The 18,820-nt window shown below is 52.0% G+C and carries 15 protein-coding genes and 1 CRISPR repeat array; of the genes, 4 read left to right on the top strand and 11 right to left on the bottom strand.

Features of this window, described 5'->3' with window-relative positions; translation table 11 throughout:
- Window positions 1-54 precede the first annotated feature (54 nt).
- Complete coding sequence (locus tag AH68_RS07515; RefSeq protein WP_039199040.1) at window positions 55-993, bottom strand: isoaspartyl peptidase/L-asparaginase family protein; 939 nt, start codon at window positions 991-993, stop codon at window positions 55-57.
- A gap of 155 nt (window positions 994-1,148) precedes the next feature.
- On the opposite strand from AH68_RS07515, the gene AH68_RS07520 reads away from it, so the two are divergent.
- The 3 genes from AH68_RS07520 (at window position 1,149) to AH68_RS07530 (ending at window position 4,442) form a co-directional block, all read left to right on the top strand.
- Window positions 1,149-1,997: a patatin-like phospholipase family protein gene (locus AH68_RS07520; protein ID WP_039199042.1), complete on the top strand. Its 849-nt coding sequence runs from the start codon at window positions 1,149-1,151 to the stop codon at window positions 1,995-1,997.
- Window positions 1,998-2,010: 13 nt separating this feature from the next.
- A complete protein-coding gene (locus tag AH68_RS07525; RefSeq protein ID WP_081995907.1) occupies window positions 2,011-3,027 on the top strand; it encodes a LysR family transcriptional regulator in 1,017 nt (338 codons plus the stop codon).
- A 188-nt stretch (window positions 3,028-3,215) separates the two neighbouring features.
- A complete protein-coding gene (locus tag AH68_RS07530) occupies window positions 3,216-4,442 on the top strand; it encodes a MalY/PatB family protein (protein WP_039199044.1) in 1,227 nt (408 codons plus the stop codon).
- A gap of 210 nt (window positions 4,443-4,652) precedes the next feature.
- Here the strand turns inward: AH68_RS07530 and AH68_RS07535 are convergent, their stop codons facing one another.
- The 10 genes from AH68_RS07535 to AH68_RS07580 all read right to left on the bottom strand — a co-directional run bounded on the left by AH68_RS07535 (window position 4,653) and on the right by AH68_RS07580 (window position 17,232).
- Window positions 4,653-4,895 (bottom strand): ribbon-helix-helix protein, CopG family, encoded by a 243-nt coding sequence (locus AH68_RS07535; RefSeq protein ID WP_039199047.1) that lies wholly within the window; start codon window positions 4,893-4,895, stop codon window positions 4,653-4,655.
- 10 nt (window positions 4,896-4,905) lie between these two features.
- Complete coding sequence (locus tag AH68_RS10770; protein WP_039199974.1) at window positions 4,906-5,130, bottom strand: hypothetical protein; 225 nt, start codon at window positions 5,128-5,130, stop codon at window positions 4,906-4,908.
- A gap of 144 nt (window positions 5,131-5,274) precedes the next feature.
- Window positions 5,275-5,634 carry a helix-turn-helix transcriptional regulator gene (locus AH68_RS11225; RefSeq protein ID WP_309573979.1) on the bottom strand — a complete coding sequence of 120 codons (360 nt, stop codon included), beginning with the start codon at window positions 5,632-5,634 and terminating at the stop codon, window positions 5,275-5,277.
- A gap of 37 nt (window positions 5,635-5,671) precedes the next feature.
- Window positions 5,672-8,595: a CRISPR direct-repeat array (repeat unit 33 nt; unit sequence ATTTCAATCCACGCTCTCCGTGAGGAGAGCGAC).
- Between the two features lie 385 nt (window positions 8,596-8,980).
- Window positions 8,981-9,271: a CRISPR-associated endonuclease Cas2 gene (cas2, locus tag AH68_RS07550; protein ID WP_039199049.1), complete on the bottom strand. Its 291-nt coding sequence runs from the start codon at window positions 9,269-9,271 to the stop codon at window positions 8,981-8,983.
- 65 nt (window positions 9,272-9,336) lie between these two features.
- On the bottom strand, window positions 9,337-10,368 hold the full coding sequence (gene cas1c, locus AH68_RS07555; protein ID WP_039199051.1) for a type I-C CRISPR-associated endonuclease Cas1c: 1,032 nt from the start codon (window positions 10,366-10,368) through the stop codon (window positions 9,337-9,339).
- Window positions 10,368-11,045, bottom strand: coding sequence for a CRISPR-associated protein Cas4 (gene cas4, locus AH68_RS07560; RefSeq protein ID WP_039199052.1), 678 nt, complete (start codon window positions 11,043-11,045; stop codon window positions 10,368-10,370). The genes cas1c and cas4 overlap by 1 nt, the downstream gene beginning before the upstream one ends.
- 33 nt (window positions 11,046-11,078) lie before the next feature.
- Window positions 11,079-11,924, bottom strand: coding sequence for a type I-C CRISPR-associated protein Cas7/Csd2 (gene cas7c / locus AH68_RS07565; RefSeq protein WP_039199054.1), 846 nt, complete (start codon window positions 11,922-11,924; stop codon window positions 11,079-11,081).
- Between the two features lie 59 nt (window positions 11,925-11,983).
- Complete coding sequence (locus tag AH68_RS07570; RefSeq protein ID WP_039199056.1) at window positions 11,984-13,861, bottom strand: type I-C CRISPR-associated protein Cas8c/Csd1; 1,878 nt, start codon at window positions 13,859-13,861, stop codon at window positions 11,984-11,986.
- Window positions 13,862-13,864: 3 nt separating this feature from the next.
- Entirely contained in the window at window positions 13,865-14,572 is a 708-nt protein-coding gene (cas5c, locus tag AH68_RS07575) for a type I-C CRISPR-associated protein Cas5c (RefSeq protein ID WP_004220816.1), read from the bottom strand.
- A 242-nt stretch (window positions 14,573-14,814) separates the two neighbouring features.
- On the bottom strand, window positions 14,815-17,232 hold the full coding sequence (locus tag AH68_RS07580; protein WP_039199059.1) for a CRISPR-associated helicase/endonuclease Cas3: 2,418 nt from the start codon (window positions 17,230-17,232) through the stop codon (window positions 14,815-14,817).
- 187 nt (window positions 17,233-17,419) lie between these two features.
- Between AH68_RS07580 and AH68_RS07585 the strand changes: the two genes are divergently transcribed.
- The gene (locus AH68_RS07585; RefSeq protein WP_039197933.1) at window positions 17,420-18,559 is read left to right on the top strand and encodes an IS1249 family transposase; all 1,140 of its coding nucleotides are present in this window, start codon (window positions 17,420-17,422) and stop codon (window positions 18,557-18,559) included.
- Window positions 18,560-18,820 lie beyond the last annotated feature (261 nt).

The raw sequence follows: 18,820 nt of genomic DNA on the forward strand, positions 1-18,820 counted from the left end.
TTCGAACCCCGCTGTGCTTTTGTGACTTGTTTTTGACGGTTTGCCGCTACAGTATCAACTCTGCACGTAGCTGCCCTTCGGAGACTTCCAACCGCAGTTCATCATCTCGCTATTGAATACCATCGCGCCTTCACCATGCGCCGGAACGACGATCATACCGCCATCGCCATGATGACGGGCGACACCATCCAGCGCCGCCTTCGCAGCCTCGACCGGCTCCTCCTTGGCGTACAGAACGCGATCAGAAACCTGATGCGCAGCGACTTCCTTGACGAACGCCTCACCGATGCCGGTGCAGGAGATCGCGACGGAATCGTTGTTGGCATAGGTGCCACAGCCCGGCAGGGGCGAATCGCCGACGCGTCCCGGCATCTGGTTGGTGATGCCACCGGTGGAGGTGCCGGCAGCGATGTTGCCGAACGAGTCGCGGGCGACAGCGCCGATGGTGCCATGCTTCTCCCACTCATCGCCGTTGGATTGCGCCTCGTGCAAGGATTCCTGGCGTGCCGGAGTGATGAAATATTCACTGTCGCACAGTTCGATTTCCCACTCCTTAAGCAAATCATTACCAGGCTTGGCAAACATGACATGCTTGGTCTTTTCCTTGATGGCACGCGCTACGTTGATCGGATTCTTAGACGTGGTCAGACCACACGCGGAACCAACCTCGCCATCGACACCGGTCATCAGGCAGGAATCCATGGATACGATGCCTTCGCTCGTCAATGCAGCGCCACGACCAGCGTTGAACTCCGGAGCATCCTCCATAACACGGATAGCCGCGCACACGGCATCCTCCGCCGGAGCCCCCTGCTCCAGCAACGCATAGCCAGCTTCAAGAGCCCTGTTCAAATCCTGCTCCACCTGGGCACGACGTTCCGGCGTATCCTTTTTGCCACGATTGCCGGCACCCGCGTGAATCACCAGCAGAATCCCGTCCGGATCAGCTTGGGCGATGTGGACCGTCGACTGAGGCAGTGCAGCTTCGTTCATTGATATCTTCTCCACTCCATTTTTATTGATTGTTCGCAGATATCTTACGTCGTTCTTCGCTAAGAAATGACCGAATACGCAGAAATACGTCAATTAGACCGCGTAAAGTCAATTGAACCCGCAAAAGGGACGGACGGCGAAAGGACGGGGCGCATATGGCTCACAGGACGGCAATGATCGACGTCGGCGGTGGTTTCCGCGCGATCTACGGTGCGGGCGTGATGGACCGCATGCTTGAGGACGGCATCAGCGTCGACCATTGCTACGGCGTTTCCGCAGGCAGCGCCAACATGGTCTCGTTCATCGCGAAGCAGCACGGGCGCAACCACACGTTCTACACGCAGTACGCGTTCCGCAAGGAGTACGCGAGCTTCGACAGCTACGTCAAGAACCATAATTTCGCCAACCTCGACTACGTGTATAGCACGCTCAGCAATCATGATGGTGAAAATCCGGTTGACTACGCGGCTTTCGAAGCCAACCCGACCGATTTCACCGTGGTTGCGTGCAACGCCGAAGACGGCTCCACGAAGTATTTCAGTAAGTCCGACGTGAGCTACGACAATTTCGACATCATGAAGGCGTCATCAGCAGTGCCGGTAGCTTGCGAACCGTATGCGATCGATGGCGTCCCCTATTACGACGGCGGCATCGCCGATCCGATTCCGGTGCAGAAGGCCATCGATGACGGCTACGACCGTATCGTGGTAATACTCACCCGCCCGAAAGACACCGTACGCGAACAGAAGAGGGACATCGGCCCGGCCAGGATTTTGAAGCGCAGCCACCCCGAAGCCGCGGAAAAACTGCTCAACCGTTATCAGAAGTACAACGACGAAGTGGCGCTGGCCAAGGAATACGAGCAGGACGGCCGCGTGCTCATCCTCGCGCCGGAAAGCCTGTACGGCCTGAACACGTTGAGCAAGTCGTTCGAAGGTTTGGAACGCATGTACCGCGCGGGCTATGCGGCAGCCGAGGCCATTCCCGCATTCCTAAAAAGTTGAGCACTACCCTCATATGAACACTCCAGCCGATAGCAACACGCGCGAAAACGCCAACACGAACACCGACATCAGCATCACCGCGAATGCCACGGGATTCAGCACGAAAACACTGAACCCGCAGATTCTCGTGACCTTGTGGAATGTGGAACGTTTGGGTTCGTTCTCCGCTGTCGCGCGCGAAACCGGCTGGTCGCAACCGGCCATCAGCCAACAGATCCGCAAGGTCGAACGCGAACTTGACGCAAAACTCGTGCAGCGCACGTCGCATGGGGTGGAATTAACGCCGATCGGCCGTATTCTGGCACGCCACGGGCAGCTCATCTACAATCGCGTCACACAGGCCGTCAAAGATGTGGAGGAATACCAGCGCAACGGATCGACGCATATTCGCCTAGTCGCTCCCCCATCGGTATGCTCGTCGTTCGTGGCGCGCGTACTCGTGCATATCAGCAAAACGTCCGACATTCGCGTGAGCCTCATGCAGATGGAGCCGCCTGAGGCCATGGACGCGTTGGAACAGGGGCTTGCCGATTGCGCGATCATCTTCCAATACAATTCACTGCCTGCCTTAGTTGGTCCGGACGATTTGGAAGTCTCCCCCTTCGGCATCGATCCGCTGATGCTGCTGGTCAGCGCAAACAACACGATCGCACGCCAGTATGAAAGCTCGCATCTGCCGGTCCAGCTGGTTTCGGCACGCGCCGAACAGTGGATCGCCGGCTGTGAGACCTGTCAGGCGAATCTGGTGTCGTTGGCGCATGCCGCCGGTTTCACACCGGAAATCACGCATTCGACCGATGATTTTTGGGCAACGCAGAATCTTGTGGAAGTCGGCATGGGCGTCTCGATCGTATCCCGTTTAGCCACAACCGCTGGAATGCAGTCCAACCTGGCCGCACTGCCGATCGCCGACAACAACGCATTCCGTACCGTCTGTTTCGTCACAAGAAAAGCGGATGACCGACCGTCAGTGGCCCGCGTCAAAGACGAAATCGAAAAGGCGTCACATCAGTATTTGGAAAGCATCTGATTCGCTTCTGATTCCCTGATTGCGGAATGCTGATGCGAGCGAATGTTTCTTGTATTTTTCAGCATCGACATGATCAGATTAATAATTGAATAGCAAAAGCGTCTGATATAAGAAAACTTCATAACAGTCTTCGTATTCAACACAAGAACACACTATTCCCGCAACCAACGGTACGGCATGCTGGAACCATGGAAGAAATCACGGAAATGAAGCATCGTACCGATTCCGGCTTTGACGCCGACGCCATCGACCACACCACCGCAGCCGACCTCGCCAAAGTCGGATCCGACAAATGGACACGCTACCCCGGCTGCATCGGCGCATTCATCGCCGAAATGGACTACGGCCTAGCCCCATGCATTCAAGAGGCCATCGACAACGCGTGCGACCATTGCAAACTCGGCTACATTCCCGGACCATGGAAACAGCGCGTGGCAGAAGCCTGCGCAGACTGGCAGCGCTCGCATTACGGGTGGAATGTGGACCCCAGTATCATTCGCGTGGTTCCCGACGTGCTTGAAGCGTACGAGATTTTCCTGCGCGAACTGGTAGGCGCTGGTAATAGCGTGATCGTGCCAACGCCGGCTTACATGCCGTTTCTGAGTGTGCCGAAACTATATGACGTCAACGTGATCGAAATCGAAATGCCGCAAAGCGGCGATGCCAAAACCGGCGAAGCGCAATGGCTGTTCGATTTCGACGCCATCGAACGCGCGTTCGCGGCCGGATGCCATGCGTTCGTGCTTTGCAATCCTCATAATCCGATCGGCAAAGTGCTTACTCTGGAGGAAGAGCTGCGCCTAAGCGATTTGGCAGCGCAGTACGATGTGCGCATTTTCAATGATGAGATCCATGCTCCGTTCGTGTTCGAAGGCAAGCATATTCCATTCCCCACCATCAGCGAGCAGGCTGCATTGCAGTCAATGACCGCTACCAGCGCGTCGAAATCGTTCAATATTCCGGGCACAAAGTGCGCGCAGGTGCTGCTTACCAATCCTGCGGATCGTGACATGTGGGCGGTCAAGGCGGAGTGGAGCGAACATCAGACCGCCACCATCGGCGCAATCGCCACCACCACCGCATATAACGAAGGCGACCCGTGGTTCCAAGACGCGCTCGCCTACGTGCGCAGGAATCTTGACCTGTTCGACGAACAGATGCGTAAACGGTTCGCTGGCGTCGGCTATATCAAGCCGCAAGGCACCTATATCGCATGGCTCGATTTTGGTCCGCTCGGCATCGAAGACCCGGCCACATACTTCCTTGAGAAGGCGAAGGTGGCGTTGACCGACGGACGTTTATGCGGCGAGGCCGGCGCCAGCTGTGTGCGCGTGAATGTAGCGATGCCTTATCCGCTGCTGGTCGAATGCCTTGACCGCATGTTCAACGCATTGCACGCCGACGGATTGCTGTAAGCTTCGCCACATACTTCACACTCTCTTCGATCAACGGCAACATGACGGCGAACGTCCCCCGCGTTAGAACGAGAAGGCTTATAAAGCATATTGCCTTAAGTAATACCCCAAGAGTGCGGCAACACTCTTAGGGTATTTTCATCAGGCAGAACCCCGCCAAACACGTTCGAATAAACAAAATCCCGGCCGCAAGAGCAACCGGGACAATGTTCAAGCGTCAACGAGATCGCGCGCTATCGCATGGCGTATCACGTCATCACGCCCAACGCCCAACCGCCTAGCTTTCGCGTCAACCAACGCCAACATGTCCGCGGAAACACCCAACGAGACAATATCGGGATAATCGGCGTCCACTGGGAAAATAGGACCATGCATCACAGGTCCCTTACTTCCACCGTAATCGCCACGTTCGGCGGCTTCGCCCCAACGGTCAAACTCGGCATCACTAATCACAACACACCTCCTACTCGGTAACTTCACGCAAAAACTTAGCCGTGGCCGGCATAGCATGGAATATAACCCAATGGTCAACGTCGAACACCGCGCACATCTCCAGCAGTCTGTCGCTGTCATCATAGCCTATGGCGAGATAACGCAACGGGTCGGTGCCAGGCCTGTACGACCAGCCTACGCGGTTGCGCCACGAGGCCAGCACATCAGCCTTGGACACCTCTGGATGACGTCGCATAACACGGCTATGCACCACGACATTATCCAAATCCACCAGCTATCACCACCTTTCATTTCACAACGCCGATAATATCGGCTGAACATTAATATTTCGTAGGCCATCGCGCCCGTAAAGAGCGCCGACGGCCCCGGCGGATTGCAATCAATCCGCCGAAGATTCAGAGCCAGAATCAAGTAGCTTACGTGGATTAGCAACGCGCAAAGCGTCACACAGCTTTATCGCAGTGGCTAAGGTTAGGTTAGCCTCAGAGCGCCTACCGCTCTCGATATCTGAGATGTTGCCGCCTGACATGCCGACCTTTTCGGCTAGCTCTCGTTGCGTCATTCCACGTTTCAGTCTCAATTCCTTTAATCCCATGACCCTACTCCTATCTTGGATTAGAGGCCATTGTAGATCACTCAGACGGCGCGGGACAATTCCATGCCGGGCACCGCGCCACGTTGGCGACTCGGCGACGGTTCGGTCTTGCATGATGTGAGGGTGTATCACGCCTAGTCGCATTCCGTCGCGTCTCTGTCGCGTCCACTCTTGAGTTTTCATTTCAATCCACACTCTCCGTAAGGAGAGCGACCCGGTCACGCTTCGCTTGACCAAACGGTCCAAAAATTTCAATCCACGCTCTCCATGAGGAGAGCGACTTCGACGGATGGCCGTCGCCATAACACACATCCCAATTTCAATCCACGCTCTCCGTGAGGAGAGCGACCCTTTGACCGAAAAAGGGTGGACGGTGCATCTCATCATTTCAATCCACGCTCTCCGTGAGGAGAGCGACTCGAATCCACCAACAGCCACGAGAGCGACTTCACATTTCAATCCACGCTCTCCGTGAGGAGAGCGACTTTTGTTGGCAGTGGCAGTACTTGCGGTGCTAATTTCAATCCACGCTCTCCGTGAGGAGAGCGACCAGGCTGTGGGAGATGCCGCAGCTTGCCCTCACATTTCAATCCACGCTCTCCGTGAGGAGAGCGACACGGCAAGCATGAACCACGTCGCCATCATCCTATTTCAATCCACGCTCTCCGTGAGGAGAGCGACACGGCAAGCATGAACCACGTCGCCATCATCCTATTTCAATCCACGCTCTCCGTGAGGAGAGCGACTTGACGGTCAGCCTGTATTCCTCGGGACACGTGCTCATTTCAATCCACGCTCTCCGTGAGGAGAGCGACGTGATACCCCAATACCTGCAATGGTTGCTACGCGCATTTCAATCCACGCTCTCCGTGAGGAGAGCGACCCGCCATAGGAACGTCACGCCGAGCACACTCATCTTTATTTCAATCCACGCTCTCCGTGAGGAGAGCGACGATGGCCGCGACACGCGGTGCCGACGTGACTGACACATTTCAATCCACGCTCTCCGTGAGGAGAGCGACCACCGATCTCACGGCGTGCCATCTGACGTACAAGCATTTCAATCCACGCTCTCCGTGAGGAGAGCGACGGCGTGGCTCGCCGCGCTTTGATCTCCGCTTCGGTATTTCAATCCACGCTCTCCGTGAGGAGAGCGACCGCCATCGCCAGCGCTCCGCCATTGTTTACCACGATTTCAATCCACGCTCTCCGTGAGGAGAGCGACACACCAACAACAACACAAACACCACACAACACAACATTTCAATCCACGCTCTCCGTGAGGAGAGCGACCTGTGTTTGCAATATGTTTTCATAAAAGCTATAAGGGATTTCAATCCACGCTCTCCGTGAGGAGAGCGACTCGCTCACGACGGAGGCCGTCGCATCCTGCATGATTTCAATCCACGCTCTCCGTGAGGAGAGCGACTTTTCGGAAAAATTATTCGCCGTTGTCTTATAATTTCAATCCACGCTCTCCGTGAGGAGAGCGACCTCCTTCGACGGCATACCTGATACCGGTTGGTTATTTCAATCCACGCTCTCCGTGAGGAGAGCGACCACCCCGTTTCTGGCGGACAAAATCATCACCACATTTCAATCCACGCTCTCCGTGAGGAGAGCGACCGGCTGTCCCATGTGCCTGTGGCGACGTCGGCGGGATTTCAATCCACGCTCTCCGTGAGGAGAGCGACCAAGTGGGCGCAGGCATTGGCCGCGCACCGCAATGAATTTCAATCCACGCTCTCCGTGAGGAGAGCGACGGCCGTTAGAATGTCCTGTTTCGAACAGTTGTGCGCATTTCAATCCACGCTCTCCGTGAGGAGAGCGACGGCCGTTAGAATGTCCTGTTTCGAACAGTTGTGCGCATTTCAATCCACGCTCTCCGTGAGGAGAGCGACCACGCCTTTCCTCGCGGATAAGATCATCACCACATTTCAATCCACGCTCTCCGTGAGGAGAGCGACACGCGTACAATGCCTGCGATTCGGCGACCAATCCGATTTCAATCCACGCTCTCCGTGAGGAGAGCGACTCATTCGGCTTCTTCGGGCAGTAGCGGTTGATATTTCAATCCACGCTCTCCGTGAGGAGAGCGACGCGAAGACCATCGCCGCGAACGCGATCACAGCGGAATTTCAATCCACGCTCTCCGTGAGGAGAGCGACGTGGGCGGTTCGGACATGAGCACGATCCTCGGACTATTTCAATCCACGCTCTCCGTGAGGAGAGCGACTAGCGCCACCGGTGGTGTCAATCCACAAGGTCATTTCAATCCACGCTCTCCGTGAGGAGAGCGACACCGTGGCCCCGACGAACCGTCTCATGATGGTCTATTTCAATCCACGCTCTCCGTGAGGAGAGCGACCATGCAGCATGATCTCCGCGAACGCGATCACCGCATTTCAATCCACGCTCTCCGTGAGGAGAGCGACCAGTGCCATTCAGGCAGCTGCATTCGATAACGCAATTTCAATCCACGCTCTCCGTGAGGAGAGCGACTCACATAGCAGCTCCCGAACGTAATATCATGCTATTTCAATCCACGCTCTCCGTGAGGAGAGCGACTAGCCGTCATCGTTGATATGGCGTGACTTTGGCAATTTCAATCCACGCTCTCCGTGAGGAGAGCGACTGGACACCGGTAGTGAAATGGTCACCACGTCGCAGATTTCAATCCACGCTCTCCGTGAGGAGAGCGACGTCTCGCGGTGTAACGCGCGGCTCATCATTGTGATTTCAATCCACGCTCTCCGTGAGGAGAGCGACCGGGTTCGGCGTGATCGAACCCCTATGCTTGTAATTTCAATCCACGCTCTCCGTGAGGAGAGCGACTCAAGTCCCCCCATTCGTCCACGAATGAGCGGAAATTTCAATCCACGCTCTCCGTGAGGAGAGCGACGGTCGCGGCCTGCGAGTCCGCCGTCCGCCAAGTATTTCAATCCACGCTCTCCGTGAGGAGAGCGACTTGATGACCCGCTGTTTCTGGCCATCCGCCTGTATGCATTTCAATCCACGCTCTCCGTGAGGAGAGCGACAACATGTCTTCCGGAATCGGAATGATACGGTACGATTTCAATCCACGCTCTCCGTGAGGAGAGCGACTGTGCAGCTGGACATTTTTGTCCGCTTTTTGAGACGCAAGCCAGCTGCCTGAATTTAAGCATATCAAACAACACCGCCGGCACGACGAACAACATGCCTAAAACGAGCAACTGGCTTTCTGTCTCATTTTAATGTCCATTATTTAGTTTTCAAACGCCCCACGAAAATCACAATTCGGATTTCGATAGTTTTTCAGGTGCGAAAGACGTCCCTTATCATGAGCGCTTCCACTTCGCACAAACACCATTCCAAGACCGGCCACCTTGCCGAAAACACAATACTGCTGGCTAGAAAACACGCTCTGAATACCGGACACCCCACTCAAACACTCAACCCAGCATACCCCACACCATATCGTTATGGCACCATGCCATTTTACCCTGTGCTATATCATCATCACATCATTAACCGGCAAACTCCGTTCACGTCCATAATGCTCAATCCTATCCGCATATCGGGCGCCAAGTTTATAAAAGCGCAGGCTGTCCTCATCGGCATTGGCAATCTTCAGCAAATCGTGCACCAGAACCAGATAATCGGAAGGACTCACCGAGCATTCGAAAACACTGTTCTGCACACGCTGCCCGTATTTCATGCATATCTTTGCCACCAAACGAAGACGACGCTTTCCCTCAGGGGTTTCCGTACTCACATCGTACGCAACCACAACCATCATGGTTTTTCACCTCCAATAACGTATCACCACGAGTCATCGCATACCGTCACACAGCTACGCACCTTTTACTTCCACATAAATGGCGGGTAATCATCAAGATCACCCCGCAACGATCGAGCTAGCAGCAGCGCTTGCACATACGGAACCAACCCCCACGAAATTTTTTCTTGCAGGAACGGATGAAGAATCTGATCGCTCTTCTTTTTCTGCCACGCCGTAAGCACTTTCTTCCGCCCGGAATCAGACAGCAGCACACCACCATTCTCCCGTATTTCAAAATCCCCAGGCTTAACAGCACCTGTATTAACCAATGTCAGCACAAAGCGGTCAGCCAACACCGGGCGAAACTCTTCAACCAGGTCCAATGCCAGAGAGGCTCTCCCAGGCCGATCCGTATGCATAAAACCAACATACGGATCCAACCCCACGCCTTGCAAAGCCGCAATGCAATCATTCGTCAATATGGAGTAGCAAAAAGACAACAATGCATTTAGTCTGTCCAGCGGAGGCCTCCTCGACCTATTGGTGAAAAAGAAATCATCTTTATTCTTCAGAACCAAATCGTCAAAAGCGTAGAAATAATCTTTGGCAGCAAGCCCTTCGACACCCCTCAACTCATCAACTGTCAAGCTTTTCCGAGCTTCTAACAATGCCGCCGACAATTTGCCGCTCTGCTCAGCAAGTCGGTCAATATTTACCCGCAAAGCATGATCACGTTTCGTGCGTTCGAGCACCCATTTCGCATTGTAAAGTTTTCCAACAATGAAAGATTTCGCGTAACACAAAGATTTTTGTTCGTCATCCGCGACTCGAAATTGTTCACGGCGAAGTAGCACATTACGATTCTCCTCCCCTAACACGGAGCAGTAATAATGACCTCTCGGTGAATAGAATGCTATAGAAACGCCCAGTTTGCCGCAGCGCCCCATAAGAGCAGGCGAAGCACCCTTATATGAGAAACACATGATTCCCTCAATTGACCGTAACGGCACTTTCGCCAAGGTCTTGTCATTCTGATGAATCACAACATTATCGTTCTCCAAAGCAAGATAGGCATCTTCCGTCATCACAAACAGCGTGTTTAACAGCTGCCTCATCACTCCCCGCTTTCCTTGAGCCGTTCTTCGATATATGCTTTTGCCGATTTCACCTTCCGTAATTCAGGCAGGCACAAATCCCGTAGAGAACATGACGAACACGATCTGGTCTGTTTCACTTTAGGAGTCCATCCACGGGAAAAAAGATCATGCATTTGCAAGAAGTCAGCTTCGACCATGCTGCGAAGATCTTCGTCCAATTTTACCCGCTCACGACGTTTTGTCTGCCGATAGAACAAAGCACCTTCAGGAATATCACACGCAAGCATTTCTTCCAAGCACATCGCTTCCGCGCATAGCTGTAAACGATCAGCATCAATCGTTTTGGATTTGCCGTGTTTGTATTCAATCGGATACGGCAACCACAATCCATCTCTTCCGTGAAGCGGAACACCATCATTAGACTTATGGAATTCCACAACATCACAGGCCCCAGTTATACCGAGCGCTCGCGAATAGACTCTCAAATCCCGCATGATCAGCGTATCGCCGCGAGATTCAGAAGCCGCATAATCATGGGCACGTTCATGTTCCAGATGCCCAGCTGTGGTCAAATAATTCTCTGACCACAGCTGTTCGACATGGATAAGAGCCCACTGTCGTTTGCAGAATGAGAAATGCTGGATGCCCGAAAGGGCCAGCCAATCTTCTTCCGGATATCCTTCTGGCCCTTTCATGCAACACCCCTTACTTACTCAATTCCAAACGCTTCAGCGTCCTTCAATCACTTCGTACCGCAAGTCGGGAATAGAAGATTCATTCACTGCCACCGTTCCGTCCACATTAACGGAAACGGAACGATGAACTTTGGCGGAGGAGTATTGCCCTGACTTGCTGTTGTGCATGAACCACACAACGTCCAGCACTTCCATGGACCCCGCAGGACGAGCCGAACTTTCATCATTCTCAAACAACGTGACGAGAGCTTCCTTGATTTTTTCGGCGTCTTCTGCAGTAAACCCGGTTTTTTCGGCAAGCTGTGGGCTGATGCTGCCATACGTTGCATACACCGCACGGCCGGAAACACGGTATTTCATTCCCATGGTGTCGGAGGATTTCTTACCGGTGTCCGTGGTTTCACTGTTCACTGACTTAGTGATCTGCACGTCGTCAATGGCGATGGGTTCAACCGAGAACGCGGCCTGAATGGAAACCGGACCGCGCACGCCCAAGGAAACTTCATCAACATCCTTGGCTTTTTTGAACGCGAATACTTGTCCGAACGCACGTACGTCAAGCCACTGTTCGCACACTTTCTGGAACACCAGGTTCTTTTGTTTCTGCTCTTCTTTCGGCAAGGTTTTCAGATATGTGTTGAAACGATCCGACAATGATTTTGCGCCGTCATCGGAACGGTCATCGGACTGCACGAAAATCGTTTCCCCAGCATCTTGCAGGCGATTGCGAATCTTCCTTTTCAGTGCAACATCAGAAACCTCGCCCAGCCCTTCCGATGTGGTTCGTGGACGATTGCCATTCAACGGATCACCGTTAGGATTGGCATTATTAGCCGCAAAAACGACTGCGAAATCAATCTTGTTTTCCAAAGCTGCCATGATATGACTCCTTAACTTTTTCTTTGATAATCAACGTCGATAACTTCAAAAACTAAACACTAGTTTTCTTTGCTCTTCTGGGATGCTTCTTGCGCTTTACGCATAGACTCCCTTCGCTGGCATGAATAACCGAGCAAAAAGAGCGGTGAAAGTGCACGGTTATCTTCGAAGTCTCCTTCTTTGAAAAGCGCCATGACCTCATCCACGCTGTTCTGGAACCAGGGCGCGCCATTCGCCGATTTCAGGTAGGGCATCAGTTGTTTCCACAGCGTTCCCCATGTTGTAAACGGCTTTGCGACGAAATTGCTCATGAGCTTAACGGCATTGGTCGGACGGGTGTCACTGATTCCTTGCTTGTACAGGACACCGTTTTCAAAGCGGTCTGCGAGTGCCAGCAATCTCCCGTATAAGTAGTCGCGGTCATTTCGTGTTGGTTCAAGGTACATGGATATCGTGTCCTCCTGTTTGTTTTGCTTCCTCGCGTCGTCAATGTAATGTTTTTTCCATAGGCTGCATGCGATTTCAAAATCTCTTAGCCATGCTCCTGGAGCGTCATATCCCATAGGTTTAGTGACTCTGTGGTATGTGGCGTCCAATATGGAGCGGGGAAGCGATTCTCCTCCGAACATGCATTCTATAAGCTGCTTTTTCGTGTTTTTCGCAAAACGTTTATAGGCTTTGCTGCTTCTGTCTGACACGTCATATGCGCAGCTGATGATGTCGGCAAATGGTGGCGCACCTTCATATGCGACAAACTTCTTTTTTTCTTTGTCGTACATTTTCAACGGCCATGCCGCATCAACATGCCACCGCAGGATACTTTCGACATATTCGTCTTTTGAAAGTTCACGATAATATGTAACGCTCAAACGCCCTGATGTCGCCGCATCCAGAATGACAATCATCATTGGGTCGGCATGCTTTTTGAGTTTGTTAGCATTGCCATATCCGCGCAGTACCTTCGAAAAAACTTGTGCGTATTGAAAGTTTGTTGCGGTCAGCGCATCTGCAATATCGTTGCGGGGAGCTTCCGGCTCTTCCACATCCGATGAGAACAAAGAGTCAAAATCATAAGAACCTTCCTGAGGGTCAAGCTTCGGCTTTTCGTTGGGGTTTTTCACCGAGCAGATGACTATGGCCTGGGTATCGGTAATCGTTCCATGATTATTGACCAACCATTGCAGCGTCGAATGTATCTTCTGCGATGTTTCACCATCGACTTGCAAAGCCTCCTCTTTGGATGCGAAGCGCCCTCGATAGGTGAAATTCGTTGAATCGTTTGCCGATAACAGTTTGGCGTTGCCATTTACGCTGACAATTTTCTTAGGGAAGTTCAATATCGGAGCATATAGGTCCTCTCCGAACATATCCTTCCCTTTTTTCTGTCGATCATGGTACAAATAAGAAATCCATTGCGCCTGTATATCGGGATCGTTCGAGACATCTGAGTTTTGCAGCCCAATTTCAACTTCGAAGCAAACACCTGCTTTCCGGTCTTTTTCGGTTATTTCCACATTGAATCGAGCGGCTTCTTCGCTGATGCTGTGTTCCGAGACGCATCGATAGATGGCATTGAGTTTGACGTTGTCGCCTTTCCAGGCGGCAAGCTGCTCCAAATACATGGAGGTTTTCTCCTTGTCGAAATGCAAGTCGAGATATTGGAGCTGATCAAACAGAGGATGCGGTACCGGCTTGATGGTGCGTCCCATGGAACTTTCTGTGCACGGGATGACAATCGTTTGTTTTTCCCTCAGAAGCCGTAGTATCTCACCATTCCCGTTTACCCCTAGCGTCAATAGTGTCGGAAGTGTCGTATGCCCCGGAGGAATCAAGGCTTTCCTAATGTCAAGCGTAGAACCGTCGTCACTTCTCGGAATTTTTCCGGCGGCGTTGTGCACAGATTCGTTGATAAGCAACAGATTGTTCGACAGGCTCATCACTCACTCCTCTCCCACCGGCTGCAGATTGCTCCCCAAAGCGAATTCCTTGACACTCTGGTTTTTCCTGATAATTCGTCCATCCAATTTCGTGGATTCCGGACGCTCAAATTCGATGATGCCGTCGGACATAACAGGCGACCAGAATCGGGCGATAAAATCGTGGTCCTCGTTTTCATCCGGATACGTGAATCCATGGAACATGTATCCCATATTCCACTCGCCATAACCGTCATAAAACCCTTCGCCAGATCCGAACTCACATGGTTCCACATACCCCTGGCACTCGCGCGTCCCCAAGAATATGTCTCGGCGACCGCCTTTCTGAACGGATCTCAAGGCGATGTTATGATGTTTGTTTTCGTCGCGGTCAGCGACAAGATCTTCACGCTGATCATTCCATTCGAAATGAGCCAAAACCTGATAACGCACGTCTTTGAGATATGTGTAGTACGAAAGATCATTGCCACCGCTCATTTTGATGGGTCGAATTCCCTTCCCTTCAGTCTGAACTCTGTTCATCACACGAACAGCGTCAATAACCCACATAAAAGTTGGCTTCCAATAGATGCTTTCCGTAATGCCTTTCAAAGCTTGGTACGTTGGCACCTGATACGAAAATTTCTCACCCCCAACACGTGTTGCCGCTTCCGAGAACAACGCATATCTGCCTGATACCTCATATTCAATTGAGTTGCGATGTCGTTGCATATAACTCCTTCGTTAATCGTTCCCTCAACCAGCCACTGTCAATATAGCACATTTTACGCTTATTGTACATAGAACTCTTTGAGTGTTTCTCAATCAACAATCAACCAGTTATTCTTGTATAAGTAGGTTTTCCTACTGTCGCCACATTCATGGCGTGGATTGAAAATATGTACAACATGCGTATTTACCAAACGAAACTCTCCTGCAGATTCCCATCGATCTGCAGGAGAACCACTGCCCTTTCATATCATCAACAGAGACATGTCTGTCTCTGTCACCACGCCATATTCGCCTTTGTAATAATCTCCATTCAGAACGCAAATATCGAAATCCTCGTTAGCGATGGAAATCGCATGTTTTTCGTTCAAAATCTTGTATTCGTAATCGAAAAGGGAGACCGTGTATTCCTGTAGCCGCCGCAGAATCGCAATCTTCTCCCTCAACTCACCGTGGCCCAACATATCCAGTAATTCCATCGCATTGCCATAGGGAACCACAACATTGTGCGTGATTTTCGGAATCACACGATATTCATTGCCGACCGTTTTGAACGCCTGGGCAAAAAACGGATTGTATCTCTCCCCCATCGTATTGTTCTCGAATTGCTTACGTTGGCTTTCGTTGTATGCCAGCAACTCATAAATCGTTTTTCCAGCGTTTTCCTTTTTCCAAAGCGAACCATCCAGCAAACTATTGCCGCCATCTCGATCCTCACTTTGAAGCAGCATGCCATAAAACTCATTGAGCATGCCAGTAGAAAGCAGATCAGCATCAGGATGCTCACCCATAATCTGCAAAGTGAGCTTTTTGCCTCTGTGAATCTCTGGAAGATAGTCCTTGAACCTTTCCTCACCTTGCAACGGATAGACATACACATCCTTGATTTCTTTCGATTCACCATTCCTGTTGCACCTGCCAGCCGCTTGCATAATGCTATCCAGACCAGCCATCGCCCTGACTACGCATGCGAACGAAAGGTCCACTCCCGCTTCGATAAGCTGCGTACTTACGCAAATCACCGGCTTGGAATCATGAGGATCAGTTAACACCTTTATTCTCGCTAACTGGTCTGCCCTATGTTTGCCACACATGGCAGTACTCAAATGAATCAACTCAAACTGCCCGTCAGCATTGAGCTCTTGCAAACACTGATACATTTTGCGCGCTTCACTCTTCGTGTTGACGATAGACAGGCAATTGCCGTTCCGAAGTGCCTGCTCATATATGATGTTCGCAAGTTCCTCGCAACTCTTGCTTTCCTGTGAAGCAATAATCCGGGTACGCTTGAGCTTCTCTTCGTAACCATCAGTATTGTCGATAAGATCAGGCTCGTCTGACAGACGCAGATTCTTTCGCGCCGTTCGTTCCAATAAAGGCTGCGTAGCTGAGCACAGCAGAATAGTCGAGTCCAATATCGTCGAAAGAAAACTCACAACTTCATTAAACGGATTGATGATATTCAACGGAAGCGACTGAATCTCATCAAAAATGATGACGCTATTGGCCATGTTGTGGAATTTACGAAGTTTCGTACCACGCGCCGACATAACCGTTTCCAAGAATTCGACCATCGTGGTCACGATGATCGGATTATCCCAACGTTCAGACGCCAGTTTACGTTGACGTTCCTTCGCATCCTCTTCCTCACTTGTGCCGATAGATCCCGTGTTATCGGAATTCTGAAGGCCCGCGGTGGAGTAATGCTCCAGCACAATATTGCTGTCAGCATCCAGACCAAGCATATTCCGGAATGTTGCCACGGTCTGTGACGTAATAGACAAGTACGGAATCACATAAATGATTCGTCTTTTCCCTGTTTCCAAAGCATGATGCAAGGCGAAATTCAACGAAGCCAACGTTTTACCGCCTCCGGTCGGAACCGACAATCGGTAAATCCCTGTCTCTCTGCTCCCAGCTTGACGGCACTGTTCCGTAATCTGTTGACGGATTTTATTGATTTCGGATGTCGAATCGAATGATTTCATGCTTTCGTCAAGATGGCGAATCAGTTCCGACCAATCCGCCTTGATCGGATGATATTGCTCTTTCGTCTCAAAATAAGCCGTATCTGTTCTATCGGCATCAATCAAACGAGAATAAACGTATTTAACTAGTAATCCCGAGTAGAAATAACGACTATCTTTCGACAATTTCAGCGATTTAGTTCGTCCTGCAAAATCGAAAACATCCTTTTCGGCCTGCTGGAAGGTGTCTTGCAAGTCGAGGTCCAAATCATGTAGCCCCTGTTTGATTTCCCCATACGCATATTTAGGATTCTGTTTATCTGCTTCCGTAAAACCTGTGAGAAAAGCCTCATCACCGATTTCATTGATGCAATCAGGAAGCTCTCCATGATGTTTTGCAATAACAAGTTCAAGAATCTCTTTCACGATTTCCGCTGCCGAATTCGAAATCGGCAGGTCATTGACGACGAACGCACCCTGCCTCGCATGAGGAATCTCACCACGACGTCCCTTGCCTGATATCAGATACGTTTGAAACTGTTGCGCGACCTTTCCAACATCATGCAGGAGCGCAGCCATTCGTGAAATTTGAGAGAATTCAGATTCATAGCTTTCCGCCAAATCACCCGCACCATGGAGATGACCATGCAGCGTTTGCACATTACCGTCCGCATCTCTGTGCGCCAACAAGTCCATGATCCGGGGTTATTGGCCAAAATGTGTGTCTGGAATTGTCTCTGAGGCCTTGTGCTGCAAGGGTCTGGAGGTATTTGAATGTGATGGAGGGGACTTTCCAGGTCGGCCAAAATGTGTGTCTGAAACCGGTTGGGACGTCTTATAACAGTAGGCGTGAGGAGCGTTTGAATGTGGTTGTCTGAAAGGTATGAGAATTCCTCTGTGTCCCGGATGTCACACCACGATGAAGAAGAACGGAAAGACCTCGGCCGGTAGGACGCGCTGGCGGTGCAAGGATCCCGGCTGCGGTAGCTCGCTGTCGCGCGGCTATGATCGGCGGGCGGCGGATCTGGAGACGTCGCTGCGCTGGTTGTTGTCCAAGCAAAGCCAGGCCGAGTATGCGATCCCGGCGCGCACGCTGCGCCGGATGAACGAGTTGTTATGGAGCCTGTGGCCGCCGGTTCCGCTGGTCGACGAGGTGTATGACGTGGTGCATTTGGACGGTATTCACTTGCATCGGGATGCGGTCGTGTTGATAGCGATCGCCTGCGGGCATGTGATCGGCTGGTACGTCGCCAAAAGCGAGACCGCTGCCGCGTGGGCTCATCTCATGGCCAGGATCGCCCCGCCACTGGCGGTGGTGGTCGACGGGGGCGGTGGCATTCTGAAGGCATTGCGCGAGCACTGGCCTGATACCAAGGTGCAGCGGTGCTTGTTTCACGTGTGCATGAACATCACCCAGCTCACCGGAATCAAGCCAAGGTCCGAGGCAGGCAAACAACTGCGGAAGATTGCTGTCGCCTTGAGCCGCGTGACGGACACGGATGCCGCGGCCGCATGGCTCGCCTCCTACAACCAGTGGGAGCAAACGTACGACGCGTTCCTTGACGAGAAGAGCACGTACGCGGACGGTACCATAGCCGACCAGCACCAACGCCTCGTCAAAGCCAAACGCATGATCCGCAGACGTATCCGCGAGAACCACCTGTTCACGTTCCTGGAACCACCCAAGGGTTGCACCACGCCGATCCCAGCGACGAACAACCTCATCGAGTCATGGAACGGGCGGATCCGCGACATGCTCCGCCACCACCGGGGATTAAGCCTGTTGCGCCGAATCAAGGCGATCTGCTGGTGGTGTTATCAACACACCCGACAGCCCAAACCAGCCTCATGGCTCATAACCAACGCCATCAGTGACCAGCAGATCGAGGAACTCTACCGCAAAGCATGGGAACACAGCCCACAAGGCGCATACGAAACCTACGGCATCCCCAACCGGTACGGCACCGGCATCGACTGGAACGAATTCCACACCCGCGTAAAATACCCCAACACCACCGACTAACCCCATACCACCAGACACACATTTTGGCCAATAACCCATGATCCGCCCCTTCACAGATACACCCGAGCAAGACCCTTATATTACCATAGCCCAACGCACTATTCACAGGTCTTGAATCCAGTTCCCCTGATATACACGAGAACTCCCCTAAAACCCATTTAGCTCTGCAGACAAATGCAAATAATACATATAAGCAGAACGAAAAACAGGAACCGCGCGAGCGCGATTCCCGGTGTGCGACTGCTTCTCAAATGTGTGCTT

Source organism: Bifidobacterium catenulatum PV20-2, assembly GCF_000800455.1.
Classification (GTDB): domain Bacteria; phylum Actinomycetota; class Actinomycetes; order Actinomycetales; family Bifidobacteriaceae; genus Bifidobacterium; species Bifidobacterium kashiwanohense_A.

Coding starts and splice junctions, on each gene's coding strand:
- AH68_RS11225 (WP_309573979.1), bottom strand. CDS start 5,634: ATGCGACTAGGCGTGATACACCCTCACATCATGCAAGACCGAACCGTC.
- AH68_RS07530 (WP_039199044.1), top strand. CDS start 3,216: ATGGAAGAAATCACGGAAATGAAGCATCGTACCGATTCCGGCTTTGAC.
- cas4 (WP_039199052.1), bottom strand. CDS start 11,045: ATGAAAGGGCCAGAAGGATATCCGGAAGAAGATTGGCTGGCCCTTTCG.
- cas1c (WP_039199051.1), bottom strand. CDS start 10,368: ATGAGGCAGCTGTTAAACACGCTGTTTGTGATGACGGAAGATGCCTAT.
- AH68_RS07515 (WP_039199040.1), bottom strand. CDS start 993: ATGAACGAAGCTGCACTGCCTCAGTCGACGGTCCACATCGCCCAAGCT.
- AH68_RS10770 (WP_039199974.1), bottom strand. CDS start 5,130: ATGCGACGTCATCCAGAGGTGTCCAAGGCTGATGTGCTGGCCTCGTGG.
- cas7c (WP_039199054.1), bottom strand. CDS start 11,924: ATGGCAGCTTTGGAAAACAAGATTGATTTCGCAGTCGTTTTTGCGGCT.
- AH68_RS07580 (WP_039199059.1), bottom strand. CDS start 17,232: ATGGACTTGTTGGCGCACAGAGATGCGGACGGTAATGTGCAAACGCTG.
- AH68_RS07525 (WP_081995907.1), top strand. CDS start 2,011: ATGAACACTCCAGCCGATAGCAACACGCGCGAAAACGCCAACACGAAC.
- AH68_RS07520 (WP_039199042.1), top strand. CDS start 1,149: ATGGCTCACAGGACGGCAATGATCGACGTCGGCGGTGGTTTCCGCGCG.
- AH68_RS07585 (WP_039197933.1), top strand. CDS start 17,420: ATGAGAATTCCTCTGTGTCCCGGATGTCACACCACGATGAAGAAGAAC.
- cas5c (WP_004220816.1), bottom strand. CDS start 14,572: ATGCAACGACATCGCAACTCAATTGAATATGAGGTATCAGGCAGATAT.
- AH68_RS07570 (WP_039199056.1), bottom strand. CDS start 13,861: ATGAGCCTGTCGAACAATCTGTTGCTTATCAACGAATCTGTGCACAAC.
- cas2 (WP_039199049.1), bottom strand. CDS start 9,271: ATGATGGTTGTGGTTGCGTACGATGTGAGTACGGAAACCCCTGAGGGA.